The following is a 26805-nucleotide window of genomic DNA, read 5'->3' as shown; positions in this document are numbered from 1 at the left end:
GTGGTAACTTTGCAAGCTCACTGTTTTCCCTTTTGCAATTATGCCCCAAATACGCTATATTTGTTATTAATGAACGACGAACAGCTATTCCTGCTCATACAGAAGGCCAAGGATAAAGACCAGAAGGCCCAGACTAAACTCATCAATGTTTTTTGGGTGGATGTTTTCTCTTTTGTAATGAAAAAGGTGAGGGATGAAAACGATGCCGATGAAATTACCGTAAATGTTTTCTCAAAAGTATTGTCAAAACTCGATATGTTCGATCCTCATTTTCAGTTTAAAACCTGGATTCTCACTATTGCACAGAATACCGTTATCGATTTCTGGAGAAAAAAGAACCGTGACAACGAAGATGCCGTTGAAAATCTTGATGAGGTTAAAAATCAATATGCAAAATCTCCGGAAGAGCTCCTTATTTCTGAAGAAGAACAGAAGAAGATCATCAAAACCATAGAATCCCTGGATGCCAACTATCAGGATATTATCAAATTGAGGTTTTTTGAAGAAAAAAGCATCAAAGAAATTGCTGAAGAGCTGGGGATTTCCGTTGCCAATACCAAAGTACGGGTCATGCGTGCTAAAAAAGTCTTAGCCGAATTGTTGAAAAATAATGAGTTTGACGATAATTAAGTTAAATAATAATATTCAATAGAAGCGGGCTTTAGCGTTTACTGAAAAAAAAATTCAAAATCGGCTTTAGCCAAAACATAAATCTTACAATTTAATTTAAAAATAAACTTCTTCTTTTGTTTTCGGAAGGATTATTTTTTGTTGTTTTTCCTGATTTCTGTTTTGCAGATTGATCTTCAATCCCTTTTTAATATAGGTTTCCTTTAAGGATTTACCATATTCAGCAGTGTTTTCCACTTCTTTTGAATAGTTCAGCTGTCCTGTTGAAAGATTGAAATCAATATCCTTCCAGTAATCTCCCGGTCTTCCTGAAGTGGAGGAGGTGCCAATGAGTTCAAAATGTCCGTTCTGAAATCTATATTTGTCTGTAACATCCCATTTCCAGCTGCTTCCGCCATTCTGAGAAATGATCAGAATTCCTTTTTCTATTTTAGTTTCCCTGTAAGGATCTCCCATCATACCTCCGGCGCTGCTTTCCATAACGGCGTTTTTTGATTTTTCAAGAATTGTCCATTGTTCGTTGACTTTTTTCAGGATTTGAATTTCACGGATTTTTCCCAGCTCACCTTCGTCTTTTGTTGTGTAGATGATTACCTTTTCAGGAATTTTATCCCCATCAAGATCTCCGTCTGCCATTTCAAGGAGGGTAGAACCCGCTGGCTGAAATTGTTTTTGAGCAAGACAGAATGTGCCGGCTGCCAGACAAAAAAGAAATACTATTTTTCTCATAAAGAATTTTGAAAACCTAAATGTACATGAAATTTTGAATTATAAGTTTCATCAATATTTCTGGTTGATGGTTTCCATTAAAAATTCCTTAACTTTGAACTTCAATTTTAGAAATGGAAAATTCAGTTCAAGACACTACCGTTCAAAAACCAAAATGGATCCGCGTAAAACTTCCTACCGGAAAGAATTACAGAGAGCTGAGAACTTTGGTTGATAAATATAAATTAAATACTATTTGCCAAAGCGGAAGCTGCCCGAACATGGGAGAATGTTGGGGTGAAGGTACAGCTACTTTCATGATTTTAGGAAATATCTGTACAAGAAGCTGTGGATTCTGTGGCGTTAAAACAGGAAAACCACTGGATGTAAACTGGGATGAGCCTGAAAAAGTGGCAAGATCAATCAAATTAATGAAGATCAAACATGCCGTTCTTACATCTGTAGACCGTGATGATCTGAAAGATATGGGATCTATTCTTTGGGGAGAAACAGTAAATGCTGTAAGAAGAATCTCTCCGGGAACAACTATGGAAACCCTGATTCCGGATTTCCAGGGTATCACAAAACATCTTGACAGACTGGTAGAAGTAGCTCCGGAAGTAATCTCTCACAACATGGAAACAGTAAAACGTCTGACCAGAGAAGTGAGAATCCAGGCAAAATATGAAAGAAGCCTTGAAGTATTAAGATATCTGAAAGAAGCCGGCCAAAGAAGAACCAAAACAGGCGTAATGCTTGGACTAGGTGAAACCAGAGATGAGGTTTTCCAAACGATTGAGGATATCAGAAATGCGAATGTAGATGTTATTACTCTTGGCCAGTATCTGCAACCGACTAAAAAGCATCTTCCTGTAAAAAAATTCATCACTCCTGAAGAATTTGATGAGTTCGGAGATTTTGCCAGAAGCTTAGGTTTCAGACACGTTGAAAGTTCTCCTCTTGTAAGAAGTTCTTACCACGCAGAAAAACATATTCATTAAAATATAAACCGTTCAGCAATGAGCGGTTTTTGTTTTGTTTAGGCTGTAGATGTTAGGTTGCAGGGATTAGGGAAATGAATGGCCTCCATTAGTAATAACGGTCTCCATAATTCCCCTCCTCCGGAGGGGTGGCGAAAATTCAAAGAATTTTTGACGGGGTGGTTAAAATATAACGTTTCATTTAAATATCAATAGAAGCGGACTTTAGTCGCTTATTATAGAATTAAAAATCATCCGGCTTTAGCCGAAACCTAAAGCTGTGAATATTTTTGTACACCCTGCAAATTGATCCTATTTATTACACGCTGTCTCCTTTGTAATCACCCCAATCCGGCCATTGATTTCAATCGGCTTAAAATGTTTTTTCTTAAATTCAGAAGGCGTTTCTCCAGTATGCTGTTTGAATAGTTTATTAAAGTATGAGAGACTTTCAAAACCTACCTGAAAACAAACTTCAGTCACCGAATAATCTTTCAACAAAAATATTTTAGCCTGATTTATCCTGTAATTATTAACAAAATCTGTAAAGGTCATATTGGTCTGTTTTTTAAAATAACGGCAGAAAGCAGGCGTGCTCAGACTTACAATTTTGGCAATTTCATTGACATTGGGTTTCTTGTCGTAATTTTCGTGAATATAGTCGTAGATGGTTCCCATTCTGATTTTATCATTCAAAAACCATTTAATTCTGGTGTCTTCTTTGTTGAGTTCCTTTACTTCTTTTGAATTGGCGAGGATCTGTAGAATTTCAATTAATCCTACCAAAGATTCAAAGGAGTTTTTATCTTTAATGATCTGTAGTTTTTCAACCACTGTATTTTTTGTTTCTCCGGAAAAGGATAACCCAAGATATGAACGTTCCAAAAGATCTTTAATATTTTCAAATTCAGGAACAGGAAGAATAATATCCTGAAGGAAGCTTTCCCGCATCTGCAGTACCAGCTGTCTGCATTCGGTCTGAATTCCATAATCAAAATTAAGGTGGGGAACATTAGATCCGATCAGTAAAAGATCACTGTCTGTAAATCCCGAAATATCTTTTCCTACATGCCGGATTCCGTTTACGGCTTCTACATATACCAATTCTATTTCCGGGTGATAATGCCAGAAAAAACAATTTTTCAGGGAAGGGGCAAATAGTTTGAATGATTTCCCTTTTTCAAATTCAATAATTTCCTTCTGGATTTTCATCTTGTTCTCATTTGATTGTTTCTGAATATAAAATTAAACAAAAAGGTTAATACGGAGCAAATTTTTATCATTCAAAGAGGAGTGAAATTCAAACTTTCTTTCGAATTTTGCACTTTGAAAAAGAAGACACTCGGATATTTTTAATTTAAAAGAAATTAATTCAGAAAAAAGATTTAGATACAATGAAGATTGATAAAAGAATAATACCACTGGCCATCGGTGGTTTGGGAATAGGAACCACGGAATTTACCGTAATGGGGCTATTGCCGGATATTGCAAAAACATTACAGATCACGATCCCGCAGGCCGGACATTTAATTTCTGCTTATGCCATGGGAGTCGTTATCGGCGCACCAATTCTAATCGGGTACTCGGTGAAATTCCCACCGAAGAAAGTTCTGATAGCTTTTATGATCCTTTTTACGATATTTAACGGGCTTTCTGCTATTGCTCCTGATTATAACAGTATGCTGATTATCCGTTTTCTGTCTGGGCTTCCTCACGGAGCATTTTTCGGAGTAGGAACGGTGGTCGCTTCAAAAATGGCAGGAAAAGGGAAAGAGGCATTTTATATATCGATGATGTTTACAGGGCTTACGGTCGCCAACCTGGCCATGGTTCCTCTGGTCACTTACATCGGACATACATTCCATTGGAGACTGTACTTTGCTATTGTAGCGGTTATTGGTCTTTTTGCCATATTATTTTTGAAACTGTGGCTTCCTGCAATGGAATCCAACCAAAATACCCACTTCATGGAAGAGTTGAAATTCCTTAAAAATAAACAGTCGTGGCTGGTACTTGCCATTACAGCGATTGGATTTGGAGGTCTTTTCACATGGCTGAGTTATATTACACCTTTGATGACTGTTGTTGCAGGAATCAAGAGCAGCCAAATGGCCTATGTCATGGTTCTTGCCGGAGCCGGGATGGTAGTTGGAAACCTGGTAGGAGGGGTTGTTTCAGATAAATTGGGACCTGAAAAAACCTGTGCCCTTCTCATTTTCCTGATGATGATTTCTTTAGGAGGCGTTTTCCTGCTTGCTGAACATCAGAATATTGCTCTTATACTGACTTTTATGTGTGGCGCTTTATCTATGTCTATTGCATCACCCATCAATATTATGATGATGAAAGCTGCTCCAAAAAGCGAAATGATGGCCGCTGCTTTTATGCAGGCAGGTTTTAATATTGCCAATGCAATGGGAGCTTTCCTTGGAGGAATTCCTCTGGAATATGGTTATTCATTCAGCTATCCATCGTTGGTAGGGGTAGGAATGACTTTTATAGGAGTGATTATAAGTATTAGATACATGTACCTGTATGGTTCCGGAGCTCAAAATGAAAAGGAAGTAGCCGCAGAATGCGTATCTTGTGATAAATAAGATTAAATGACCTATTGAATAAAAAAAGAGCCTGTTTCAATCAGAAACAGGCTCTTTTGTATAAAATGAGTTTTATGCCTCTACCTCATCTCCATTTTTGCACCAATAGAGGGCATTGTATAAATTTTCTTTAGGGAAAGATTTAAACTCTCCCGGCATCAGAACACTGAAAATGCTGGTAAAATCTCGTATACCTTCTTTGTCTGTAACAATGGCTGACCGATTCCAGTTGGTAAGATTTTTCAATCCTAACAGCAGATCTTCAAGCCATGCTCCCATGGTAAAATTATCCAGATCGGTATCCAAATACAATAAATAATTCAGCTCACCGAATTGCTCTACCTTCTCTTTTACGCGCGGAATTACCAGTCTTTCAAAATCCTCTTTCGTTACTTCTCCCGTTGCATTGAATGCTGCAACATTTTCCGGGGCTTCTGGAATAATTGTTATCATAATAAATATTTTATGGTGGTTGAGTTTAAAAGAATAACAATAATTACACCATAATTTGACAGGAAATTGTTAAAAAAGGTATAAATATTGTTACTTTTAGTATAAAATATCAATATGGATCTCAAATCAAATGAACCTTTCTGGCTTTTAAAAAACGGACTGCTAGCATCTTATCCTTCTTTAAAATCAAATGAAAAATGCGATGTTCTCATTGTGGGAGGTGGTATTACAGGAAGCCTGATTGCCCATCAGATGATAGAAGACGGGTACAGTACAATCCTTATTGATAAAAGAGAACTTTGCAATGGAAGTACTTCTGCTACAACTTCAATGCTGCAGTACGAAATAGACGTTCCTCTTTATGAACTGATAGAAAAAATAGGGGAGAAAGGCGCTGTTTCAAGTTATAATGCCTGTAGTGATGCCATTGATACATTAGAAAAGCTTTCAAAAATGATCAAATCCAATGCAGGTTTTAAACGAAAAAAATCCCTGTATTTTGCTTCTAAAAAGAAAGACGCAGAATGGCTGAAGAAAGAATATGAAGTGAGAAAAGAAAACGGATTTGAAGTACAATGGCTGGAAGGAGAACAGATTCTGGAAAAATTTGAATTTGAAAATACCTATGGTGGAATATTATCCAAACAGGGAGCCAGCATTGATGCTTTTCAGTTTGCTCATGAGCTTTTTATGCACAATGTAAAAAAAGGATTAAAGATATTTGATAAAACCGAAATGGTAAAAGTGGAGGAGCATAAAGGTTTTAATCTGGTTACGGTAAACAGTGGCTATCAAATCAAAGCAAAAAAGATCATTTACTGCATTGGTTATGAAAGTAAAAATTTACTGAAAGAAAACTTTGTGAATCTGAAAAGTACCTATGCCGTGGTTTCTGAAATAGACAAAGACAGGTTTAAAAATATCGGCAGTACGTTGGTCTGGAATACCGATGATCCTTATCTCTACATGCGGACTACCGATGATGGGAGAATGCTTATCGGAGGAGGTGACGAAGACTTTTATAACGCTGAAAAACGAGATGCTCTCCTTAATAAAAAAGAAAAAGAAATTCTTAAAAGTCTGAAGAAAATAAAGCCTGATTACCATTTTTATCCAGATTTTGTTTGGGCAGGAGCTTTTGGAGAGACAAAAGATGGTCTGCCTTATATCGGAGAACATAAAAAATTGAGAAACTCCTATTTTGTATTAGGTTTTGGAGGAAACGGAATTACCTTTTCAGTAACAGGGATGAAAATGGCTTCTCTGTTTATGAAAAATAAGAAACATCCGTTGTCAAGGTATTTTAAATTTGGAAGATAATACGGGATTTTTATAGCCGCAAAATCTACAAATCTTTAAACACTTAAGTTATTAGGCTACTACTAAATATTTTAGAAGTAAAATTAAGTTTCTGAAAACCTTCGATTTTGAATCTATCCATAAAAACTGTTTAGACTCCTACGGAATGACAAACTGCCTGAATAAACCGGCGTTTCAATTGCATCATTCTGTAGGAATCCTGGTTAAATTACTTGGAAAAAATGTAATAAATAGATACTCCAACAAATACTCCAATTGCAGATGCTTAATTCCCTTCCTCTGGAGGGGTGGCGAAAATTCAAAGAATATTTTGACGGGGTGGTTTACACGTATTTAATAACATATAAAAGCGGGTAAAACCCGCTTTTAAACTACAAACTATACCCATTTTTTTTAGCCAGTTCAACAATAGAACTCTCAATGGCTTTTCCAAGATCGTCAGAATCATCAGTGCCTCTTTTCTTCATTTCTCCGTCTATATAGGCTTGGCGCTTTTTGGAAAGCTCTTCAATTTCTTTCTGAATTTTATCACGAGCGGCAGACTTTGCCGTAATGGTTTTTTGAATTTCTTTTTTGCTTTTTCCCTTCAGCTCGGCAGGAAGTTCACTTTCTTTTACATTGGCAATAAATCCGGCATCCTTTTCGGCCTTATCCACCAGATCCCAGTGGTCATTTTTGTAAGCATTCTTTTTAGATTTGGCAACAGCCCTTTCCACTAAGTTGGATGCTGACTGTGATTCAGCGTTTTTATCCTGCATGATCTGCTTTAGTCTGTATTCAGAACCATGGTTTCCATAATAGATGTAAGTATCGTTCAGCTTTGCATTGCATTCGGAAATTCTGATGTCGTAAGGTGTTTCTATATAGATTACTTTTCTGTCACTGTCTATATTAAAATATTTTCCGCCTCCCAAAGATGCTCCGTTTTGCCAGAACGTCTGGATTCCTTCTTCCCGGCTTCCACAGAAAATGGTGTTGGTATAAATATTTTTATCCTTTGTTTTTGAAACAACATCCTTATAATTTATTTTCCCCTGATTGAATGCTTCATTTCCTGCAATATAAATCAGTTTCATACTTTTATCATTGCTGTCCCAGTTCAGGTTGGCAGAAGCATCACGGATCACAGCTCCGCAATACTCACTACCGCCATTAGTTCTTAAGGCGAATAATTTTTCAGAAATAAGATCAAGATCCTGAGTAAGAGGAGCAACCTGGCGGATATAATTTTCATCACGAATTCCGTCGTTACCATATTCATACAGGGCAATTTCAATCTGGGGTGCTTTTCCGTTGTACTTTAAAGTGGTCAAAGTATTCACAATATTCCACAGTCTGGATTTTGCCTGATCAATCAATCCGTCCATACTGTTGGAAGTATCCAGTAAAAGAGCGACCTGAATTTTATTGTCTTTTAAGTCTGATCTTACCGGAATCAATGATATTTTTTGTTCTGGTAAATTATTGTCAGTATTATTTATAGAGCGGTTGTCCGGAATATTACCGGAGCTTAAAAAAGCTGTACCTGCTGCAAGTGCTAAGATTTTTAAAGTTGTCATATTTTTATTTTTTATGGGTTATATTGAATTCCTGAAGTAAAATTATCCCTATTTAAGGCTGGAAATCGGGAAACTTGGTGAAGCAGCCTTTTGACTTGGTGAAGTTTTGGCTGGAGGAAAATAAAAAAACAGCTCCTAAAGGAACTGTCTTTTTACATCTGTTGTTTAAAGGATTTCGTATCGTGTTTTAATGCTGTATTTCAGCTTGATATTTTCAATATTATCAAAAGAATAATCTACCGGAGCCTCAGCCATTTCCATCTGTATATTGCTTGCTCTTCCTTTGTAAGCAACGGGCATGATCATGTCGCTCGTATAATCTTCTATTTCTACGATTTCAAGAGCATTTCCTGTCTTTTTACCCATGCTTTCCAACAAATAATCTGCTTTTTCTTTAGCGGCTTTCAAAGCATTAATCTTTACCGCTTTTCTGAAATCTGCAATTTTAGTACTCTTTACCTCTGCGATGTTCAGGCTGCTTACCCATTTTTGGTTCAGGTCTTCAAAGATTTTACTCAGGCTTGATTTTGTGCTGGCTTTAAACTGATAGCTTTTAGTAAACTTAGCCGTTTTAGAATATATATTCTGATACATTGATTTGAACTTAATGTCTTCGTTCTTTACTCCAGCATTCTTTAAGGTTTCAAATAACTTCTTCTCATTATCAGCCAGATCATTTTTGTTATCTGCTTTTATTCCGATGCTGAAGATGATTTCATCCGGTTCTACTTCCATTTCAGCAACGCCCGTTACTTCAATTGCATTTTTCTTTATTTCTTGTGTCTGAGCATTAACAAAGCTTCCAAGAGTTAAAATTCCGATTAATAAAAAATGTTTCAATTTCATAATTTCCTGTTTTTAAATTTTTAATTCTGATGTAAAATTACACAGATCAGAAACCGGAATTCGGGAGACTTGGTGAAATGGAGCTTTCACTTGGTGAGCCTTGAGAAATGAATTACTTCTCTTTATTTTTCTTCAGATCATACTTTACGCTGAGGTTCATAATATATTGTATACCTACTTCAGGATCGGAGTTATTAATAACCTTATCAAAGCCGGTATAATCTGTTCCGTCATAGTAAAAGGTCTTTGATTTTCGCTCCTCCTTTTTGACATATCTGGTATCATATCCATAGGTAATATTGGCACTTTCAAAGGCTGCATAATTCTGATATTGGTTTTTAGGAAAAACATAAGTAAAGCCTGAAGAAGCTGTGGGGTTTCCCATAATTTCCTTTTTAAACAGGTTAAAATAATTTTCCTTCTTTTTGTCAAAAACAGCGTAAGCCTCCTTGAGAAGATCTTCCTGGATTTTATCAATATCATTGTTGATGTAATCCACTTTAATAATATCATAAATCTGGAAGTCTGAAGCTTCAGAGATCAGTTTTTCTATCATTGAATGCTTGTTTACTGTGATAATGATATTTTTCTTGGTTTCGAAACCATCCATTTTCTGGACGGCAGTCTGTGAGTCTTTATTGATGTTGTAATCATAGATTTTCGTCTGAGAGATAAAGTCCACAAAAATATCATCGTCTTTGATACCCATTGATGATATCCTTTTTATAAAACCATTAATCCTTCTGTTGATATGTTCAATGGCAATTTTGGGAGTGGCCGCTTCTTCATTCAAGCCCAGAGTAAGTTTATAGCGGTCTGCCGTTTTGTTCATCAATACTTTTACAGTGACAATCAGTGTAGAATCGGTAGCAGAATAGTTATTAATATTGATGAATTCAGGTAAATTTCTGGAAGTGGAATAGTCGGTATTATTTCTGTCTTTGTAGATCTGGTTTCCTCCGACCTGTGCCTTTGAAAGACTTAAAAAAGTTACAGTAATGAAGAAAAAAGAGAGAGTTAGTTTTTTCATGATTTTTAATTTTAATTATTCTGTCCCAAACTTAGCTTTACGCTCACAGTATCAAAGAGTAAACTTGGTGAAAGGGAAACTTCACTTGGTGAATAGTTTTTGAGTACACTATATATATGTATATCTTTGTTTTATGAAAATGCTTACACTTCTTACCACCTTTCTACTGATGTTTTGGGGAAATACAATATCTTCCCAGACGACTACTAACAGCAGTGCTGCTGTAGAAGATGTGCAGGTGGAAACGAAGAAGCTGAAAAAAGCAATGGATACAAAAAATGAACCTGCCCAGGCAGATTCTTATTATAATATTGGAGAAACCTTTTTTAACAGCGGGAATTTTTCGAAGAGTGAAGAATATTATACTAAAGCTAAAAATCTGTATGAAAAACTGAATGACAAGCCCAATATTGAAAAAGCAACCCGAAGATTGGCCCAGTCACAGGAAAAGCAGAATAAAATAACGCCTGCTATCAGTAACTATGGCAGAGCGGCAAAAATGGGGTATAGTGAAAAAAGTAAGGCGGTCAACTCTAATGACGTCACAAGACTCTCTTCTCCTACGCCTGAACTGAAAGCTGAAGCTATTCAGAGTAATATCAATCTGAGTAAAAAAGAAAACGAACAGGGCGATCTTGCGGAAAGCTACAGTCAGCTGGCTGATGTCAATCTAAAGCAGAAAGATGTTTCCAGTGCCGAAGAAAACCTGAATACCGCTTATAAAATTTCCAAAAAAGAAGCACCTCAACAGGCATTAGCCATCAATCAGAAGCTTGCAGATCTTTATGTTGAAAACAAGAACTTTGAAAAGGCTATTGAAGCCAAAAAGAAAGTACTGAAAGAAGATTTTGTAAAAGAAAACTCGCAGGAGAAAGTCAATCAGATTCAGGAACTGGCAGATATTTATATTAAAAAGAATGATCCGAAAGAGGCAGTAGATCTTTTGAAAAATGCCTATGGAATTGCTTTGGACAAAGGTCATACATTAGAAGCGCAGAAAAGTGTAAAAAAACTGGATAGCCTTTATGCTATTTCAGGAAATATAGATGCCTCCGTTCAATTGTACAGAGACTTTTTGGGAAAACTTCCCAACCTGGTTTCCAAGGACAGAAGCCTTGTAGACAATAAAATTCTTGAAGATACGGAACAACGGATTTCTCAGCTGGAAAAAGAAAGAGAATTGAAAGACGAGCTTATCCGCAAGAAAAATGTATTCAACTATAGTCTGATCGGAGCTCTAATTCTGTTGACGGGATTGATTATTTTTATTTTCAGAACACTCAAAAAAGTTCAGACAAAGAATAAAAAAATTGCTCTTCAGTCATTGCGCAGAGAGATGAATCCACATTTTATTTTTAACAGTTTAAATAGTGTCAACCACTTTATAGCCACCAATAATGAGCTGGAAGCCAATCAGTATCTGACAAAATTCTCCAAGCTGATGCGCGGCGTAATGGAAAACTCTGCCGAAGATTTTATTCCTTTCCAGCAGGAGCTTGATCTTCTTCAAAATTATCTTGCTTTAGAAAAAACACGTTTTGCAGATAAGTTCGATTATGAAATTGATGTAGATGAAAGCCTGAATATGCAAAACCTGCAAGTTCCGGGAATGCTTATACAGCCGTTTCTGGAAAATGCAGTCTGGCATGGACTCCGCTACAGATCTGAAAAAGGATTTTTAAAATTAAGCTTTGATAAAAGTGAATCACACCTTAAAATTCTTATTGAAGACAACGGAATAGGCATTGAAGAAAGTAAAAAGCAGAAAACCCAGCATCAAAAGACAAGAGAGGGCAGAGGAATGAAAAATACACTGGAAAGAATCCAGCTTCTGAACGATCTGTATAAGAAAGATATTACCTGCTCTGTAAAAGATAAGGAAAATAGCAGTGGAGTGTTGGTGACCCTTCAAATCAATCTGAGCTAAGTTGAATTCAGATTGATTTACTCTATTTTTTCTTCCAATTTGAGAATGCATTAAGTTGTCTCAAAGTCCTGCAAACACCCGGGGATTTTGTGTTTCTAATACCTCTTAACTTATATCTGTTACCCGCCACCTGAAAAATTCTGTAACCATTTTGAAACAGAAATTGTCTTAATAGACAAAAACATAACCCAAAATGAATACCCACAGAAAAACAGCCAGACTCGCGGGATTTCTTTATCTCGTTGTTGTGCTAACCGGATTTTTCAGTTTAATGTACGTTCCATCTAAGCTGATCGTCTGGGAAAATCCTGCATTGACTTTTCAAAATATTTCTTCCTCAGTACAATTGTTCAGACTGAGTATTGCCGGCAGTATGATCTGCTATAGTGCTTTTACTTTACTCCCTTTAGCACTCTATCAACTGTTGAAAGAGGTAAATGGAACCTATGCAAAAATGATGGTTATTCTTGCCCTTATCAGTGTACCCATTTCATTCATCAATCTCCAAAGCAAATTTTCAGTGCTTACCATAATTGAAGGCGCCAATTATTTGAAAGTATTCGATGTAAAGCAGCTTCAAGCCCAGATGATGCTCCTGCTGAGCAATTATAACAAAGGACTTTTAATGGCACAGGTCTTTTGGGGATTATGGCTTCTCCCTTTTGGATATTTGGTCTGTAAATCTGGTTTTTTACCCAAGATTTTAGGAATTTTCTTAATGATGGGTTGTTTTGGATATCTGCTCAACGTTTTTGGAAGAACTGTTTTTTCTCATTTTTCAGACTATACCCTATCAAATTATATCACGTTACCGGCAACAATAGGAGAAATAGGAACCTGTTTGTGGCTGCTGTTGGTTGGAATACGAAATAAAAAAGTAAATCAAAATTAAAATATAAGCCATGAACAATTCTACAAAATTTGAAGATATTAAAGTTAATACAAAGATCATATTGGCTGGCCTTTGGACGTCGGTGACGCTGTGCTATTTATACGGTGATTATTTCGAGCTTTATACTCCGGGGAAAACCCGTGGACTTGTGGAGGGAACCAATTTATTAGATTCCCCGCCGAAATTATTTCTTGCTTCAGTGGTGCTGGCTATTCCTGCTGTGATGGTATTTCTTTCTCTGGTACTAAAACCGATAACAAACAGGATACTTAACATCATCTTTGGTATATTTTTCACGCTGGTTATGCTGTTTATTGGTATTACTTCCTTCTCGGACTGGTACTTGTTTTATACTTTTCTGGCAATGGTAGAATGCGTAATCACAATATTGATCGTTAAATATGCCTGGAACTGGAAAAAAGAATAGCATGGAAGTTATATGCGCAGATTGTAGAGTTGGTTAAATATTCCTAATTTGCATCTGGAATCTATTACCTGCCACCTAAAATCTGATGTAATGAAAATAAAAGCCGTAATTGTAGACGATGAACTCATAGCAAGAGAAGTTTTACGAAGCTATCTTACCAAATACTGTCCGCAGGTGGAGATTCTTGGCGAAGCTGAAAATATTAAAGAAGCGGTCCCGTTGATTGCTGAACAGCAGCCTCAGCTGGTATTCCTGGATGTAGAAATGCCTTTTGGAAATGCCTTTGACGTATTGGAAGCTACCAAAGAATTTTCCTACGAAACCATTTTCATTACTGCATTTTCACAGTATTCATTACAGGCTTTAAACAAATCGGCAAGTTATTATATTTTAAAACCTATTGATATTCAGGAGCTGATTCTTGCGGTGAATAAAGTAGTAGAAAGTCTTGAGAAAAAAGAAGAGCTCAACCGGAATAAGATTCTGCTTGAAAACCTGAAATTAAAACCTGAAAAACAGCAGCTGATTCTTCCTACCCTGCAGGGATTTGATGTTGTAAAGACAGAGGACATCGTAAGACTTCAGGCAGATGGAAATTTTACACAGGTCTATCTTACCGATGGTTCAAAGAAGATGGTGTGCCGCTTTTTAAAACATTTCGATGACCTGCTGGAAAACCCGTTTGTGAGAGTTCACCGTTCCCATATTATCAATACAGGGTTTGTGAAATCCTACCATAAAAGCGGAACGGTAATGCTGTCTGACAACACAGAAATTGAGGTTTCAGGAAGTTTTAAAGATAATTTTCTGAAAGTATTTTCATAGAATTTATTGTTCCTTAACAGCTTTAAGGCATTATTTTTGACGTTTTTATAAGAACCACACAAAAATATTCCCGTCATGAAAACCATTCATAAAATTATACTTCCCGTTTCGTTGGGAGCATTGGGGCTTATTATTTTCAACTCATATTCTGTAAGAATTCCCAGAGGTGCCACTGCGGTAAAGAATTTTGATCTTAAAAAATACCTTGGCAGATGGTACGAGATAGCCCGTTTTGATTACAGGTTCGAAAAAAATATGGATAATGTCACTGCAGAATATTCATTGAATCCGGATGGAACAGTTCAGGTAAGAAATAAAGGATACGATTACGTTAAAAAAGTATGGAACGAATCTATCGGGGAAGCAAAATTTGTAAAAGATCCGAAAGAAGCCCGTCTGAAAGTTTCATTTTTTAAACCCATCTGGGCCGGTTATAACGTTATAGATATTGATGAAGACTATCAATATGCTCTGGTGGCTGGAAGCAGTTTAAAATATTTATGGATTCTTTCCCGTACTCCTAACATTCCTGAAAGCATCCGCCAGCGTTTCCTTCAGAAAGCAAAAAAAATCGGCTATAATACCGATGAACTGATCTGGGTAAAACATAATCAGTAAAAAAGTAAAAGGGCAAAATGATGTGCAAATTTGCCCTTTCGCTCTTTAGTTATTAATATACTCTTTCCATTCCTCAAAACGGTGATCAATAACCAGTTTCATCAGGTCATAGTTTTCGTAGGTGTCCTCAATGTGGTAGAAGGTTTCGTATTCGTAGTCACTTTCCTCTGCTTTCGCATCAAAAATATTCACATAATCATCAGCAAATGAGCTGTATCTGTTTCCGAAATCGGTATCATCTGCATAATAGTCCTTTGCAAAAAGATTTCCCAGCTCATTCAGGTCATATTCAGAAAATTTGCCGTCGCAGGAATCCATAATGAATTCTGCACCCGTGATTTCTCTGCGTTTTAATTTTTCAATTTCCTCTTCGCCATCTTCTTTCAGTTCATCAGAAATCAGATTATTCTGAATGCACCAGTTCAGGAACATTCCTGTATGCGTTGCTCCGTTTTTCTGAGGAAGACCCTCAGGAAAATCACCACCATAATGCCATGAAGCATCATCATATTTAGACATAATTCTTAATTGTAGTTTTAAATATTTCCTTCAAAAATAGAAAAAATCAATTTATATTGCTCCAGCCACAGAATTTTCCGTCATTTGCAGAGAATTTTTTTCAACAAAAAACATATGGAAAAAGCTGTTCTGATCACCATCGGTGACGAAATCCTTTCTGGAAATACGGTAGATACTAATTCTAACTTTATTGCGACCGAACTTAAAAACATAGGAATAAAAGTTACTCAGATTCTTACCATCTCAGACGAAATTGAAACCATTAAAGAGGCTTTGAATGTTGCTTTTGAAACTGGTGATTTAGTCATTACAACAGGAGGACTTGGACCTACCAGAGATGATAAAACCAAAAAGGCACTTGCAGAGTATTTTAATGATGAAATTGCTCTGGATGAGGTGACATTCAATCACCTTAAAGGATATATGGAGAGAAGAGGAAGGGCAGATATTCTTGAAAGAAATAAAGAACAGGCTTTTGTCCCAACAAAATCTATTGTTTTTCAGAATCATTATGGTACAGCTCCGTGCATGATGATGGAGCTGGATGAAAAACTGTGTTACAGCCTTCCCGGTGTTCCTTACGAGGTAAAACCACTTATCAAAGACCAGATTATTCCCTATCTACAGCAAAGGTTCAGCCTTCATTATATCCATACCAGGATTGTTTCCGTAGTCGGAATTCCTGAGAGTATCCTTGCAGATACCATTGAAGACTGGGAACTGGCGCTTCCGGAAAATATTGCACTGTCTTATCTTCCGGTAGGAACCCGTGTGAAACTTCGTCTGACGGCTTCCGGTGAGAATGAAGAACAGCTGAAACAAAGAACAGAAGAAGAAATTCAGAAATTACTTCCTTTAGTAGAAGGCCACGTAATCGCTGTATCTGAGGATAAAATAGAAAATATACTTGCAGAAATGCTTACCGAAAGAAATCTGACGATTTCCACCGCAGAAAGCTGTACCGGAGGTGAACTTGCAAAAATGATCACTTCAGTTTCCGGCAGTTCAAAATATTTCCTTGGCGGAATAGTACCTTATGCCACAGAGAAAAAGATTAAAATTTTAAATGTCTCTAAAGAAACCGTAGATCAGTTTACTGTGGTAAGTGAAGAGGTAGCTCAGGAAATGGCAAAAGGCTGTCAGAAATTATTTGAAACCCATATTTCTCTTTCTACAACCGGCGTGGCCGGCCCGGGGAAAGGAGAAGACGGTAAAGATATAGGAACGGTTTACTATACGATAAGGATTAATGACAAAGCAGAAACCTTTAAATTATACATGCCGCATCTGGAAAGAGTAGACTTTATGAATTTCGTTTCCCAAAAGGTGATTCAGGATCTTGTAAGTTTACTTATTAACAGTTAGATATCTTTCTTCTTTTTAATTTTTTTTTAATTAATTTCAGTAGAGTTTTTCACACTTTTTGAGAGCCATTCAATAAATTTCAAAATCGTGGAAAATTCCAAACAGATTTTTCAGACCAACAGCAAGAAACGCTGGAAAAGTGTACAGTGGGGAAGCCGTATTTTTATCTTTTTAGGAATACTGCTTTTGCTTGCTTTGGGGCTGATGATGACCCTGGACAGAAGTCCTAAAATTCCTTTTAAAGAAGATTATAAAGCTGTAATTACTGCCAGTAAACCCTATCTTCAGGAGAATAAAATTTCCAAAGAATATAAAGGTTTCAGAAGCTTTATCTCAGAAAAGACAATCCATACCAATCTCGACAAAATTCAGAAGGCAAGAGCAGAAAGATATCAAAATCAGAACAGAAACTGGGCTCAGTTTCCAGGTGGAATCCGGTCTGCATTCTATGTAGCATGGGATCCTCAGTCTCTGATGTCTCTGAAACGAAATATCAGACACGTTAACCTGGTTTTCCCGGAATGGTTTTTCCTTGATCCGAAAACTGGAGATCTGAAAACCAATGTGGATCCGGAAGGGTACAAGGTGATTAAAAGAACCGGAGTTGCCGCAATGCCGATGCTGAGCAACAACTCTGATCAGGAATTCCATTCAGAAGGACTGGTAAAAGTTCTTAATGATCCGCAGAAAAGATCACATCTGATCCAAAAAATTACCCAGCAGTGTAAAAAATATCATTTCAAAGGAATTAATATTGACTTTGAGGATATGAACCTGGATTCTGATGAAAACCTGATTGCCTTTATGAAAGAGCTTTCAGAAACTTTCAGAAAAAACCAGCTGCTGGTGACAATGGATATCATGACAGATAATGATGATTACAACATCCCGAGATTGAATCCCTATGTAGATTATTTTGTACTGATGGCTTACGATGAATATTCTGCGGGAAGTGATGCAGGACCCGTTTCTTCTCAAAAATGGATCGAAGAACAGACCGGAAAAATCGTAAAACAAACCTCTCCGCAAAAAATCATTCTGGGCTTGGGAGCGTATGGTTATGATTGGAGTTCCAATAAAGATGACAACACTTCTGTTACCTATATGCAGGCCATTACCAAAGCCAGTGCCAGTAAAGCAATAATTGATTTTAATGACAATACTTTTAATTTAAACTATTCCTATACCGATTCTAAAAATCTCACCCACACAGTGTTTTTCAATGATGCGGCTTCTATTTTCAATACGATGCGCTTTTCCTCAGAATATCCATTGGCAGGAACAGCACTTTGGAGACTGGGAAGTGAAGACAGCAGAGTCTGGAATTTCTATGATAAAGACCTCACGTTTGCCGGCCTTTCCAAACTGAATTTAAAAACCCTGGAAAATGTAAAAGGACAGACCATGGTGGATTATATTGGTGATGGGGAAGTATTGGATGTTCTGAATACTCCTCATGATGGAAAAATCGCACTGGAAATTGATCCTAAAGAAAAAATTATCACAGACGAAAACTACATTACCTATCCAAGTTCTTACGAAGTAAAAAAATATGGAGGTGCTCCCCAAAAAGAACTGGTGCTTACTTTTGATGACGGTCCGGACGAAACATATACCCCTCAGATATTAGACGTACTGTCCAAATACCATGTTCCGGCAGCATTCTTTTTGGTAGGATTAAATGCAGAAAAAAACCTTCCGCTCGTTAAAAGAATTTACAGAGAAGGACACGAGATCGGAAATCACACCTTCACCCATGAAAATGTCGCGAAAGTAAGTCCGGAAAGGGCTTTGCTAGAGCTGAAACTGACAAGATTACTGATAGAATGCGTGACAGGGCACAGTACAATTCTGTTCAGAGCTCCGTATAATGCGGACTCTGAGCCTACTACTTCAGAAGAGATTATTCCGGTAGCATTGGCAAGACAGCAGAACTATCTGGATATTGGGGAAAATATTGATCCTGAAGACTGGCAGCCGGGAATAAAATCAGATGAAATTGTAAAACGTGTAATGGCCGGGCTCAAACTACAGAGAGGAAATATCATCCTTCTTCATGATGCGGGCGGAGATACCAGAGAAGAAACTGTAAAAGCTTTAAAAATCCTGATTCCGACACTTCAGAAACAGGGCTATCATTTTACCAACCTCACCAGTATTCTGCATAAAACCAGAAGCGAACTGATGCCTGAAGTTCCGAAAACAAAGTCATATTATATCATGCAGCTCAACCTTGTACTGGCCACTGTAATTTATGGAATAAGCCATTTTCTGGTGGCATTGTTTACTATTTTCATTGTATTGGGATTGATCAGACTATTCCTGATGGCGTACTGGGCTTTTAAAGAAAGGAAGAAAGAGAAAAAACTTGGCGAATTTCCAGTCCTGGAATCTTATCCGAAAGTTTCCATTATTGTGCCTGCTTATAATGAAGAAGTGAATATTGTTTCTTCCCTTCATAATCTGTTGAAGCAGACCTATCCGAATTTCAACATTATTATGGTAGATGACGGAAGCAGGGATTCTACGTATGAAAAAGCAATAGAAGCATTTCCGAATCATCCCAGCTTGAAAATTTTCACAAAAAGTAACGGTGGAAAAGCAACGGCTCTGAACTTTGGAATATCACAAACGGATGCAGAATATGTCGTGTGCATTGATGCTGATACCAAACTGCAGCAGGATGCCGTAAAATATCTGATTGCAAGATTTCTGAACTCAAATCCGGAAGAGAAAATTGCAGCCGTAGCAGGCAATGTGAAAGTAGGAAACAGAGTCAACTGGCTCACCAGATGGCAGGCTATAGAATATACGACAAGTCAGAATTTTGACAGACTTGCTTATGCAAATATTAATGCGATTACCGTAATTCCGGGAGCAATCGGGGCATTCAAAAGAGCTGTTATTATTGAAGCCGGAGGCTATTCATCCGATACTTTGGCAGAAGATTGTGATATTACCGTTAAAATTTTAAAAGCAGGGTATACTGTTGCCAATGAAAACAGAGCGGTTGCCGTTACTGAAGCGCCGGAAACTGCGAGCCAGTTTTTAAAACAGCGTTTCCGCTGGACCTATGGAATCATGCAGATGTTCTGGAAGCAGAGACAGACTTTCCTTAACCCCAAATATAAAGGATTGGGACTTTGGGCAATGCCGAATATTTTATTATTCCAATACATTATTCCATTTTTCTCACCATTGGCAGACGTGATTATGTTCTTTGGAATCCTGTCCGGAAATGGAGATAAAATATTTACCTATTATCTGATCTTCCTTTTGGTGGATGCCTCATTAGCTTTAGTGGCATTCATTATGCAGCGCGAAAAATTAATCAATCTGCTGTATATTATTCCACAGAGATTCGGGTATAGATGGCTGATGTATATTGTTTTATTTAAAAGTTTAAGAAAAGCATTGAAAGGCGAAATGCAGTCCTGGGGATTCCTGAAAAGAACCGGGAATGTAAAAGAGATAGCAACTTCTTAAGAAGTGGGGAAGCTGGAAGTTATGGTATGATTTTATAACTTCCAGCTTCCTCCTCCCAGCTTCCAGCTTTTATAAATTATTATCATGCTGTAATGTTATTTGTTTAAATTTGTTTTCATAAAAAGTAACAAATACGAAATAAATCATACATATTCTAAAAATTGTTATCATAATGAAAAAAATAACGCTTTCTTTGTTTTTAATAGCAGGGATCTGCACTCAAACTACTATGAGCGCACAAGCTAAAGCTGCGAAAATAGCAGTGAACAATACAGACAAAGGTTTAGACCTTAGCTTGATGGACACTTCGGTGCGTCCTCAGGATGATTTTTATAACTACGTGAGTGGAACTTGGATGAAAACTGCCAAAATTCCATCTGATAAACCAACTTGGGGAAGTTTCAACAAACTGGCTGAGGATACGGATAACAATTCCATGACAATCCTGAACTCTCTTCTGAAAGATAAATTTGCTGACGGAAGTGAAGGTAAAAAAATCCAGGATCTGTATGCTACTTACATGAACATGGAGAAGAGAAATGCAGACGGAATCAAACCTATCCAGGAAAATCTGAATAAGATTGATGCTATTAAAAATATGGCTGATCTTCAGAACTACCTTACTTCTGTAACGAAAGAAGGAGAAAATGTTTTTTACGGATGGGGAGTAGATGCAGACCTTAAAGATTCTAAAATGAACGCGGTTTACTTAGGAAATGCTTCTTTAGGTTTAGGAAGAGATTACTATCAGAAAGTAAACGAGAAAAATACAGAAGCGATTGCTGAATATCAGAAATATGTAGCTTCAATGCTGAAAGAATTAGGGTACAAAAATGCTGATGAAGCCGCAAAAGGTATCGTAAATTATGAAAAAAGCATCGCACAGACTTATCTGACAAATGAGCAGAGCCGTGATAACACACTTCAGTACAATCCTAAGACGATGGCTGAACTTTCTGCTTTGGTAAAAAATATTGATCTTCCAGGATATCTTAAAAAAGTTGGAGTAAATTCTGACAAAGTAATTATCGGTGAATTAGGATTCTATAAAAACTTCGATAAATTAGTGAATGCTCAGAATCTTTCTGTAATCAAAGATTATCTGAAATTCCACATGATCCACGGAAGTGCTTCTTACTTAAGTGAAAACTTAGGAAACATGAAATTTGCTTTCTATGGAAAATACCTTAGAGGACAACAGGAGCAAAGAGCTCTTAACAAAAGAGGTTTTGAGTTGATCAACGGGTCTCTAGGAGAAGCTTTCGGAAAATTATATGTTGAAAAATATTTCCCTGCTGAAGCTAAAGCTCAGATGGTAGAATTGATCGACTATTTAAAGAAGAGCTTCGCAGTTCACATCAACAACTTAGCCTGGATGTCTTCTACAACTAAGGAAAAAGCAATGCAGAAACTGAATAAGTTTACGGTAAAAGTTGCTTATCCGGACAAATGGAAAGACTATTCAAAATTAAATATCGTTTCTGAAGCTAAAGGTGGAAACCTGTATAAAAACCTTCAGAACATTGGTGAATGGCAGTACAACAAAGACTTAGCTAAAATTGGTAAGCCAGTGGATAAAACAGAATGGGGAATGACTCCACAGACTGTAAATGCGTATTACAACCCGGTAAACAACGAGATTGTATTCCCTGCTGCTATCCTTCAACCGCCATTCTTTAACCCTAAAGCTGATGCTGCTGTAAACTTCGGAGGTATCGGTGCAGTTATCGGTCACGAAATGAGCCACGGATTTGATGATTCAGGAGCACAGTTCGATGCTGATGGTAACTTAGTAGACTGGTGGACTCCGGAAGATAAAGCGAACTTTGAAAAAGCTACAAAAGCTCTTGCTTCTCAGTATGACAAATACGAGCCGGTAAAAGGAACTTTTGTAAATGGTACTTTCACCAACGGTGAAAATATCGCTGACTTAGGGGGAGTAAATATTGCTTATGATGCTCTTCAGATGTATTTAAAAGACAAAGGAAACCCAGGAAAAATCAGTGGATTCTCTCAGGATCAGAGATTCTTCCTAAGCTGGGCAACCGTTTGGAGAACATTATCTAGTGAGAAATATATGGTAAATCAGGTGAAAACTGACCCGCATTCTCCGGGATACTTCAGAAGTTTTGGTCCGCTCATCAACGTTGATGCCTTCTACAAAGCATTCGATGTGAAAAAAGGAGACAAATTATACAAAACTCCAGAGGAAAGAATCAAAATCTGGTAAAAATAACAACCGCTCAGCAATGGGCGGTTATTTTTTTAGGTAGCAGATGATAGGTGGCAGATAATAGGTGATAAAGATTAGGTAATAAGTAATAAGTAATAAGTAATCGAAGGTAGCAAATTTTATAATAACGGCTTCCATCATTCCCCTCCCTCGGAGGGGTGTCAAAAATTCAAAGAATTTTTGACGGGGTGGTTGTATACATAATAACTTCAAACTTCAAACTTCAAACTTCAAACTTCAAACCTTGAACCTTAAACTTTAAATTTTTAATCCAAATCTTCAATTTTTTACCCATATATAAATATCATTCATCACATATCATTAAAGTTTGTATATTTGATAAGTTTGTGTAAAATCAAAAATAATCTTTAATGAAAAAGCTAAATATTGGAATACTTGCCCTTTCAGGTATTGTATTTCTTAATTCGTGTGGTGCTGCAAAGACTGCAGGGACAGAGAATAAAACAGAAGCTGCAGCAAAAGTGGCTGAACCGGTAAAAGAAGAAGCAAAAGAAGAGGGAATCAATTTATCGTATATGGATACCAGTGTCCGTCCACAGGATGACTTTTTTAGCTATGTCAACGGAAATTGGGTGAAAACGACTCAGATTCCTTCCGATAAAGCAAACTGGGGCTCTTTCAATGCTTTGAGAGAAAACGTGGATGATGCTTCATTAGATATATTAAACAAAATCCTTACAGAATCATATTCAGCCGGATCAGAAGGGCAGAAGATTCAGAATCTGTATGCCTCTTTTATGGATACCAATAAGAGAAATGCAGAAGGTCTGGCTCCTATTAAGGCTGATCTTGCCAAAGTAGACGCCATTAAGACGCTGAATGATCTTCAGAAATACCTTTTGGAAGCAACAAAATTAGGAGACAATTCTTTCTACGGATGGAGAGTGGGCGCTGATATGAAGAATTCCAACATGAATGCAGTTTATCTTGGGGGTCCGGATCTGGGATTGGGAAGAGATTATTATCAGAAAGTAAACGAAGCAAACACCAAAACACTGGCAGAATATCAGGCATACGTTGGAAAGCTATTCGGAGTTTTAGGATATAAAAATTCTCCACAGGCTGCGCAGAATGTGGTAGACTTTGAAAAACAGCTTGCCAACTATTTATTGACTCTTGAGCAAAACAGAGATGCTAATTTAAGATACAACCCTAAAAATGTATCTGAATTATCAGGTCTTGTGAAAAATGTAGATCTGGCAAAATATTTGAAAGATGCCGGAGTAAATACTGACAGAGTGATCATTGGGGAACTGAAATACTACCAGAATATGGATCAGTTCATTACCCAGAAAAACCTTCCCTTACTGAAAGATTATTTGAAATACCATATCATCAACGGAAATGCAAGCAACCTGGATGACAGTCTGGAGCAGATCAGATTTGATTTCTATGCTAAATATTTGCAGGGTCAGAAAGAACAGCGCCCAATGAACAAAAGAGGGCTTACCCTTGTGAATGGTGTTCTTGGAGAAGCTTTTGGAAAATTATATGTTGACAAATATTTCACTCCTGAAGCTAAAAAGCAGATGGAAACGTATATTGATTACCTTTTAAAATCATTCAAATCCCACATCGCAAACATAGACTGGATGTCTCCTGAAACCAAAGTAAAAGCTCAGGAAAAACTATCCAAATTTACCGTGAAAATTGCTTACCCTGATAAATGGAAAGATTATACACAGTTAAAAGTAGAATCTCCAAAAGAAGGAGCAACATTATATTCTAACCTTCAGAATGTAGCTGCATGGCAGTATCAGAGAAGTTTAGATAAAGTAGGAAAACCTGTGGACAAAACAGAATGGGGAATGTCTCCACAAACTGTAAATGCGTACTACAGCGGATCAAACAATGAAATTGTATTCCCTGCAGCAATTCTTCAGCCGCCTTTCTATAACCCTAAAGCGGATGCAGCAGTGAACTTCGGAGGTATTGGTGCCGTTATCGGACACGAAATTTCTCACGGATTTGATGACAGTGGTTCCCGTTTCGATGGAGATGGTAACCTTAATAACTGGTGGAGTGATACAGACCGTAAGAACTTTGATGCAAAAGTAGGTCAGTTGGCAGCTCAGTACAGCGCTTATGAGCCTGTAAAGGGAAGCTTTGTAAACGGTAAATTTACAAGTGGTGAAAACATCGGTGACTTAGGCGGAGTAGCGGTGGCTTATGACGCGCTGCAGATGTATTTAAAGGATAAAGGAAATCCAGGAAAAATCAGCGGATTCACTCAGGATCAGAGATTCTTTATGAGCTGGGCAACTGTGTGGAGAACAAAAGCTACCGATCAGTATATGATCAACCAGGTGAAAACAGATCCGCACTCTCCGGGCATGTTCAGAGCCTTTGGACCACTGGTAAATCAGGATTCATTCATCAAAGCATTTGATATCAAACCGGGAGACAAACTATATAAAGCTCCTCAGGACAGAATAAAAATCTGGTAATTTTACCTGAAAATTGTTAGAGAAGAAAGAATCCGTCTCACATTGGTTGGGGCGGATTCTCTTTTTTAATATTCTTTCTTATAATTCCGGAGAACAAATTTTATTCCGGTTTCTATAATGTCTCCCATTGTTTTACAATACTTGAATTTGACATCATAAGTGAGTTTTTGTAAAGCGGTCTTTAGTTCTGTAACATTGGCTTCCGGTGCAATATTGTCTTTTTTCATAATAGAAATAAGTTCATCGAATCTGTTTTGGCTGCTTGTCACTCTTTTTACGATTTGTGAACGTACTTCCTTACGGTACTGCTCTATAGAACTTGGCTTCAATTTTTCCAGGACCATAGTGACCATTTGACTGTTTTCTTTGAAATACTGCGGAAGATAGACTTTCAGATTCCCCTCATAAGTTTGCTGATCAAAATCGATGGGACGGATTCTGTAAATAACCTGGTCGAAATCATGTATGGGAATCACAACATAGTTATAAGAACGCATGTCCCCAAGAAGTCCGATGAGGCACCGCTCATTGAATTTTACAAACTCCTTGGAAATCTGAGCTTTTTCCAGTTCTGTACAGTTAAACAAATGTTTCTCAATAAAAACATCTCCGGGAATTCCCAGAATATGCTCTTCAATCAAAGTATTTTTGTACACCAGAAAGTTGATTCGGTTGGGAGAAAGCAGATCTTCAAGCTCCAGTCCAAATATTCGGGAAGCATCGGCCTGTTTAATATAAAAATAAGTATAATTATCATTCAGTACATTTCTCACCCGAATCCGGAAAGGTTTAGAGTTTCCGAAAGTACAGAAGTCAATGGTATCCACTTTCAGATAAGGTAAAGTAGCAATGTCTCCATCAGAATGAAGAAGGGTGTAAATCTTATTTAAATTGGCCTCTATTTCTTTAAACTCAAATTCAGGATATAATACCCCAAGCCACAACGTATCTTTTCCGTCTTTATCCAGAATACTCACACTGTCACTGAACCTTAGAAGGTCTTCATACAAAAATTTGATCTTGGTAGTTCTGTTATATTTTTCCAAATATTGCTGTAATGCTTCTGAAACTGGAAATATTGGTTTTCTAAACGCTATTTTTACATCTTTCATGACACGGTTCACTTTGATTAAATATAAAGAATATTTTTTGTAATAGCTGAGGAATCCTTATTTTAACATTCATTGGATAACGTTACATAAGAATAAAGCGAACAAAAATTTTATTTATTTTTTCTTGATTTTTTTTATTTATTTTTTCATAGCTTAGTGATATCGTAATATGGTGATTTTATGATGAATAAATGTAGATAAATTTAGATGGTTCAAGAAAAATCTTAGTAAAGTTTTTTATGTTACAGTTTTTTTTTAAATTTAAACACTGGATTGGTAATTTATTTGATTCATCTGTAAATTACTCAAAGACAGATCCAAACCAAAATAAGAAATCTCAAAATAACAATAATATGGCAATGTTTAATTATGGTGTTGGCGGAAACGAAGTAAAAGTAGATGCTAATGAAGCTATTCAGGAAATACAGGAAAATAAATCACTGATAGTAAGCCAACTTACAACAGAAGAGTCTTATACCCCTGAAATCGTAACAGGATTAAAAACAGTGGAAGACGTTTTCAAACATTTTCAGCCTTCAATATCGGTACAACACGAAACAGAAGACGGAGGAATGGTAGAAGAAGAATTCCGTTTTCAAAACCTTGGAGACTTTACCCCTAAAAGCCTTACTCAGAAGTCAGATTATCTGCAGCAGCTGAGCATGGAGCAGGAGCAGTACAATAAAATCGTACGTCAGCTGAAAACAAATAAAATTCTACGCAATATGCTGGAGAACGATCAAACAAGAGCGGCGTTCATAGATGTATTGAAAGAAGTGGCACAAGAACTTGAAAAATAATTAAAGACTT

The 26805-nt window shown here is 37.0% G+C and carries 22 protein-coding genes; 14 read left to right on the top strand and 8 right to left on the bottom strand.

Features of this window, described 5'->3' with window-relative positions; genetic code table 11:
• Positions 1–69: 69 nt before the first annotated feature.
• Complete coding sequence (locus FW781_RS15535; RefSeq protein WP_149388260.1) at positions 70–630, top strand: RNA polymerase sigma factor; 561 nt, start codon at positions 70–72, stop codon at positions 628–630.
• Between the two features lie 96 nt (positions 631–726).
• Here the strand turns inward: FW781_RS15535 and FW781_RS15530 are convergent, their stop codons facing one another.
• Positions 727–1359, bottom strand: coding sequence for a hypothetical protein (locus tag FW781_RS15530; protein WP_149388259.1), 633 nt, complete (start codon positions 1357–1359; stop codon positions 727–729).
• A 113-nt stretch (positions 1360–1472) separates the two neighbouring features.
• Here FW781_RS15530 and lipA point away from each other — a divergent pair, with 113 nt between their 5' ends.
• Positions 1473–2339, top strand: a complete 867-nt coding sequence (gene lipA, locus FW781_RS15525; protein ID WP_027374985.1) for a lipoyl synthase — start codon at positions 1473–1475, stop codon at positions 2337–2339.
• A gap of 291 nt (positions 2340–2630) precedes the next feature.
• On the opposite strand, the gene FW781_RS15520 is transcribed toward lipA, so the two are convergent.
• A complete protein-coding gene (locus tag FW781_RS15520; protein ID WP_149388258.1) occupies positions 2631–3530 on the bottom strand; it encodes an AraC family transcriptional regulator in 900 nt (299 codons plus the stop codon).
• Between the two features lie 182 nt (positions 3531–3712).
• Between FW781_RS15520 and FW781_RS15515 the strand changes: the two genes are divergently transcribed.
• Positions 3713–4915: an MFS transporter gene (locus tag FW781_RS15515; protein ID WP_149388257.1), complete on the top strand. Its 1203-nt coding sequence runs from the start codon at positions 3713–3715 to the stop codon at positions 4913–4915.
• 72 nt (positions 4916–4987) lie between these two features.
• Here the strand turns inward: FW781_RS15515 and FW781_RS15510 are convergent, their stop codons facing one another.
• On the bottom strand, positions 4988–5368 hold the full coding sequence (locus FW781_RS15510; protein WP_047377160.1) for a SpoIIAA family protein: 381 nt from the start codon (positions 5366–5368) through the stop codon (positions 4988–4990).
• 114 nt (positions 5369–5482) lie between these two features.
• Here FW781_RS15510 and FW781_RS15505 point away from each other — a divergent pair, with 114 nt between their 5' ends.
• On the top strand, positions 5483–6688 hold the full coding sequence (locus tag FW781_RS15505; protein WP_149388256.1) for an NAD(P)/FAD-dependent oxidoreductase: 1206 nt from the start codon (positions 5483–5485) through the stop codon (positions 6686–6688).
• 371 nt (positions 6689–7059) lie between these two features.
• Here the strand turns inward: FW781_RS15505 and FW781_RS15500 are convergent, their stop codons facing one another.
• From FW781_RS15500 to FW781_RS15490, 3 genes are all read right to left on the bottom strand, one after another.
• On the bottom strand, positions 7060–8247 hold the full coding sequence (locus FW781_RS15500) for a VWA domain-containing protein (protein ID WP_149388255.1): 1188 nt from the start codon (positions 8245–8247) through the stop codon (positions 7060–7062).
• A 165-nt stretch (positions 8248–8412) separates the two neighbouring features.
• Positions 8413–9093, bottom strand: a complete 681-nt coding sequence (locus FW781_RS15495) for an SIMPL domain-containing protein (protein WP_149388254.1) — start codon at positions 9091–9093, stop codon at positions 8413–8415.
• Between the two features lie 112 nt (positions 9094–9205).
• Positions 9206–10123 carry an SIMPL domain-containing protein gene (locus FW781_RS15490; protein WP_149388253.1) on the bottom strand — a complete coding sequence of 306 codons (918 nt, stop codon included), beginning with the start codon at positions 10121–10123 and terminating at the stop codon, positions 9206–9208.
• A 133-nt stretch (positions 10124–10256) separates the two neighbouring features.
• Between FW781_RS15490 and FW781_RS15485 the strand changes: the two genes are divergently transcribed.
• The 5 genes from FW781_RS15485 to FW781_RS15465 all read left to right on the top strand — a co-directional run bounded on the left by FW781_RS15485 (position 10257) and on the right by FW781_RS15465 (position 14812).
• Entirely contained in the window at positions 10257–12050 is a 1794-nt protein-coding gene (locus FW781_RS15485; RefSeq protein ID WP_149388252.1) for a tetratricopeptide repeat-containing sensor histidine kinase, read from the top strand.
• 193 nt (positions 12051–12243) lie between these two features.
• Complete coding sequence (locus FW781_RS15480; RefSeq protein WP_149388251.1) at positions 12244–12942, top strand: DUF4386 domain-containing protein; 699 nt, start codon at positions 12244–12246, stop codon at positions 12940–12942.
• A gap of 10 nt (positions 12943–12952) precedes the next feature.
• On the top strand, positions 12953–13369 hold the full coding sequence (locus tag FW781_RS15475) for a DUF6326 family protein (RefSeq protein WP_149388250.1): 417 nt from the start codon (positions 12953–12955) through the stop codon (positions 13367–13369).
• A gap of 90 nt (positions 13370–13459) precedes the next feature.
• Positions 13460–14194, top strand: a complete 735-nt coding sequence (locus FW781_RS15470) for a LytR/AlgR family response regulator transcription factor (RefSeq protein ID WP_149388249.1) — start codon at positions 13460–13462, stop codon at positions 14192–14194.
• Between the two features lie 75 nt (positions 14195–14269).
• On the top strand, positions 14270–14812 hold the full coding sequence (locus tag FW781_RS15465) for a lipocalin family protein (RefSeq protein WP_149388248.1): 543 nt from the start codon (positions 14270–14272) through the stop codon (positions 14810–14812).
• A gap of 45 nt (positions 14813–14857) precedes the next feature.
• Here FW781_RS15465 and FW781_RS15460 read toward each other — a convergent pair whose 3' ends face one another.
• Positions 14858–15331 carry a DUF7832 domain-containing protein gene (locus tag FW781_RS15460; protein ID WP_149388247.1) on the bottom strand — a complete coding sequence of 158 codons (474 nt, stop codon included), beginning with the start codon at positions 15329–15331 and terminating at the stop codon, positions 14858–14860.
• A 114-nt stretch (positions 15332–15445) separates the two neighbouring features.
• Here FW781_RS15460 and FW781_RS15455 point away from each other — a divergent pair, with 114 nt between their 5' ends.
• The 4 genes from FW781_RS15455 (at position 15446) to FW781_RS15440 (ending at position 24883) form a co-directional block, all read left to right on the top strand.
• Complete coding sequence (locus FW781_RS15455) at positions 15446–16696, top strand: CinA family nicotinamide mononucleotide deamidase-related protein (RefSeq protein WP_149388246.1); 1251 nt, start codon at positions 15446–15448, stop codon at positions 16694–16696.
• An 87-nt stretch (positions 16697–16783) separates the two neighbouring features.
• Complete coding sequence (locus FW781_RS15450; RefSeq protein WP_149388245.1) at positions 16784–20182, top strand: polysaccharide deacetylase family protein; 3399 nt, start codon at positions 16784–16786, stop codon at positions 20180–20182.
• Positions 20183–20354: 172 nt separating this feature from the next.
• On the top strand, positions 20355–22412 hold the full coding sequence (locus FW781_RS15445) for a M13 family metallopeptidase (RefSeq protein ID WP_149388244.1): 2058 nt from the start codon (positions 20355–20357) through the stop codon (positions 22410–22412).
• Positions 22413–22786: 374 nt separating this feature from the next.
• Positions 22787–24883: a M13 family metallopeptidase gene (locus FW781_RS15440; RefSeq protein ID WP_149388243.1), complete on the top strand. Its 2097-nt coding sequence runs from the start codon at positions 22787–22789 to the stop codon at positions 24881–24883.
• A gap of 65 nt (positions 24884–24948) precedes the next feature.
• On the opposite strand, the gene FW781_RS15435 is transcribed toward FW781_RS15440, so the two are convergent.
• Positions 24949–25995 (bottom strand): hypothetical protein, encoded by a 1047-nt coding sequence (locus FW781_RS15435; protein WP_149388242.1) that lies wholly within the window; start codon positions 25993–25995, stop codon positions 24949–24951.
• Positions 25996–26348: 353 nt separating this feature from the next.
• Between FW781_RS15435 and FW781_RS15430 the strand changes: the two genes are divergently transcribed.
• Positions 26349–26795, top strand: a complete 447-nt coding sequence (locus tag FW781_RS15430; RefSeq protein ID WP_172625737.1) for a type VI secretion system contractile sheath small subunit — start codon at positions 26349–26351, stop codon at positions 26793–26795.
• The last annotated feature ends 10 nt before the right edge of the window (positions 26796–26805 follow it).

It is taken from the genome of Chryseobacterium panacisoli, from assembly GCF_008274625.1.
GTDB lineage: Bacteria > Bacteroidota > Bacteroidia > Flavobacteriales > Weeksellaceae > Chryseobacterium > Chryseobacterium panacisoli.
The sequence above is the reverse complement of the archived record's forward strand: the minus strand, read 5'-3'. Positions and strand labels throughout refer to the sequence as shown.

Coding starts and splice junctions, on each gene's coding strand:
- FW781_RS15535 (WP_149388260.1), top strand. CDS start 70: ATGAACGACGAACAGCTATTCCTGCTCATACAGAAGGCCAAGGATAAA.
- FW781_RS15530 (WP_149388259.1), bottom strand. CDS start 1,359: ATGAGAAAAATAGTATTTCTTTTTTGTCTGGCAGCCGGCACATTCTGT.
- lipA (WP_027374985.1), top strand. CDS start 1,473: ATGGAAAATTCAGTTCAAGACACTACCGTTCAAAAACCAAAATGGATC.
- FW781_RS15520 (WP_149388258.1), bottom strand. CDS start 3,530: ATGAAAATCCAGAAGGAAATTATTGAATTTGAAAAAGGGAAATCATTC.
- FW781_RS15515 (WP_149388257.1), top strand. CDS start 3,713: ATGAAGATTGATAAAAGAATAATACCACTGGCCATCGGTGGTTTGGGA.
- FW781_RS15510 (WP_047377160.1), bottom strand. CDS start 5,368: ATGATAACAATTATTCCAGAAGCCCCGGAAAATGTTGCAGCATTCAAT.
- FW781_RS15505 (WP_149388256.1), top strand. CDS start 5,483: ATGGATCTCAAATCAAATGAACCTTTCTGGCTTTTAAAAAACGGACTG.
- FW781_RS15500 (WP_149388255.1), bottom strand. CDS start 8,247: ATGACAACTTTAAAAATCTTAGCACTTGCAGCAGGTACAGCTTTTTTA.
- FW781_RS15495 (WP_149388254.1), bottom strand. CDS start 9,093: ATGAAATTGAAACATTTTTTATTAATCGGAATTTTAACTCTTGGAAGC.
- FW781_RS15490 (WP_149388253.1), bottom strand. CDS start 10,123: ATGAAAAAACTAACTCTCTCTTTTTTCTTCATTACTGTAACTTTTTTA.
- FW781_RS15485 (WP_149388252.1), top strand. CDS start 10,257: ATGAAAATGCTTACACTTCTTACCACCTTTCTACTGATGTTTTGGGGA.
- FW781_RS15480 (WP_149388251.1), top strand. CDS start 12,244: ATGAATACCCACAGAAAAACAGCCAGACTCGCGGGATTTCTTTATCTC.
- FW781_RS15475 (WP_149388250.1), top strand. CDS start 12,953: ATGAACAATTCTACAAAATTTGAAGATATTAAAGTTAATACAAAGATC.
- FW781_RS15470 (WP_149388249.1), top strand. CDS start 13,460: ATGAAAATAAAAGCCGTAATTGTAGACGATGAACTCATAGCAAGAGAA.
- FW781_RS15465 (WP_149388248.1), top strand. CDS start 14,270: ATGAAAACCATTCATAAAATTATACTTCCCGTTTCGTTGGGAGCATTG.
- FW781_RS15460 (WP_149388247.1), bottom strand. CDS start 15,331: ATGTCTAAATATGATGATGCTTCATGGCATTATGGTGGTGATTTTCCT.
- FW781_RS15455 (WP_149388246.1), top strand. CDS start 15,446: ATGGAAAAAGCTGTTCTGATCACCATCGGTGACGAAATCCTTTCTGGA.
- FW781_RS15445 (WP_149388244.1), top strand. CDS start 20,355: ATGAAAAAAATAACGCTTTCTTTGTTTTTAATAGCAGGGATCTGCACT.
- FW781_RS15440 (WP_149388243.1), top strand. CDS start 22,787: ATGAAAAAGCTAAATATTGGAATACTTGCCCTTTCAGGTATTGTATTT.
- FW781_RS15435 (WP_149388242.1), bottom strand. CDS start 25,995: ATGAAAGATGTAAAAATAGCGTTTAGAAAACCAATATTTCCAGTTTCA.
- FW781_RS15430 (WP_172625737.1), top strand. CDS start 26,349: ATGGCAATGTTTAATTATGGTGTTGGCGGAAACGAAGTAAAAGTAGAT.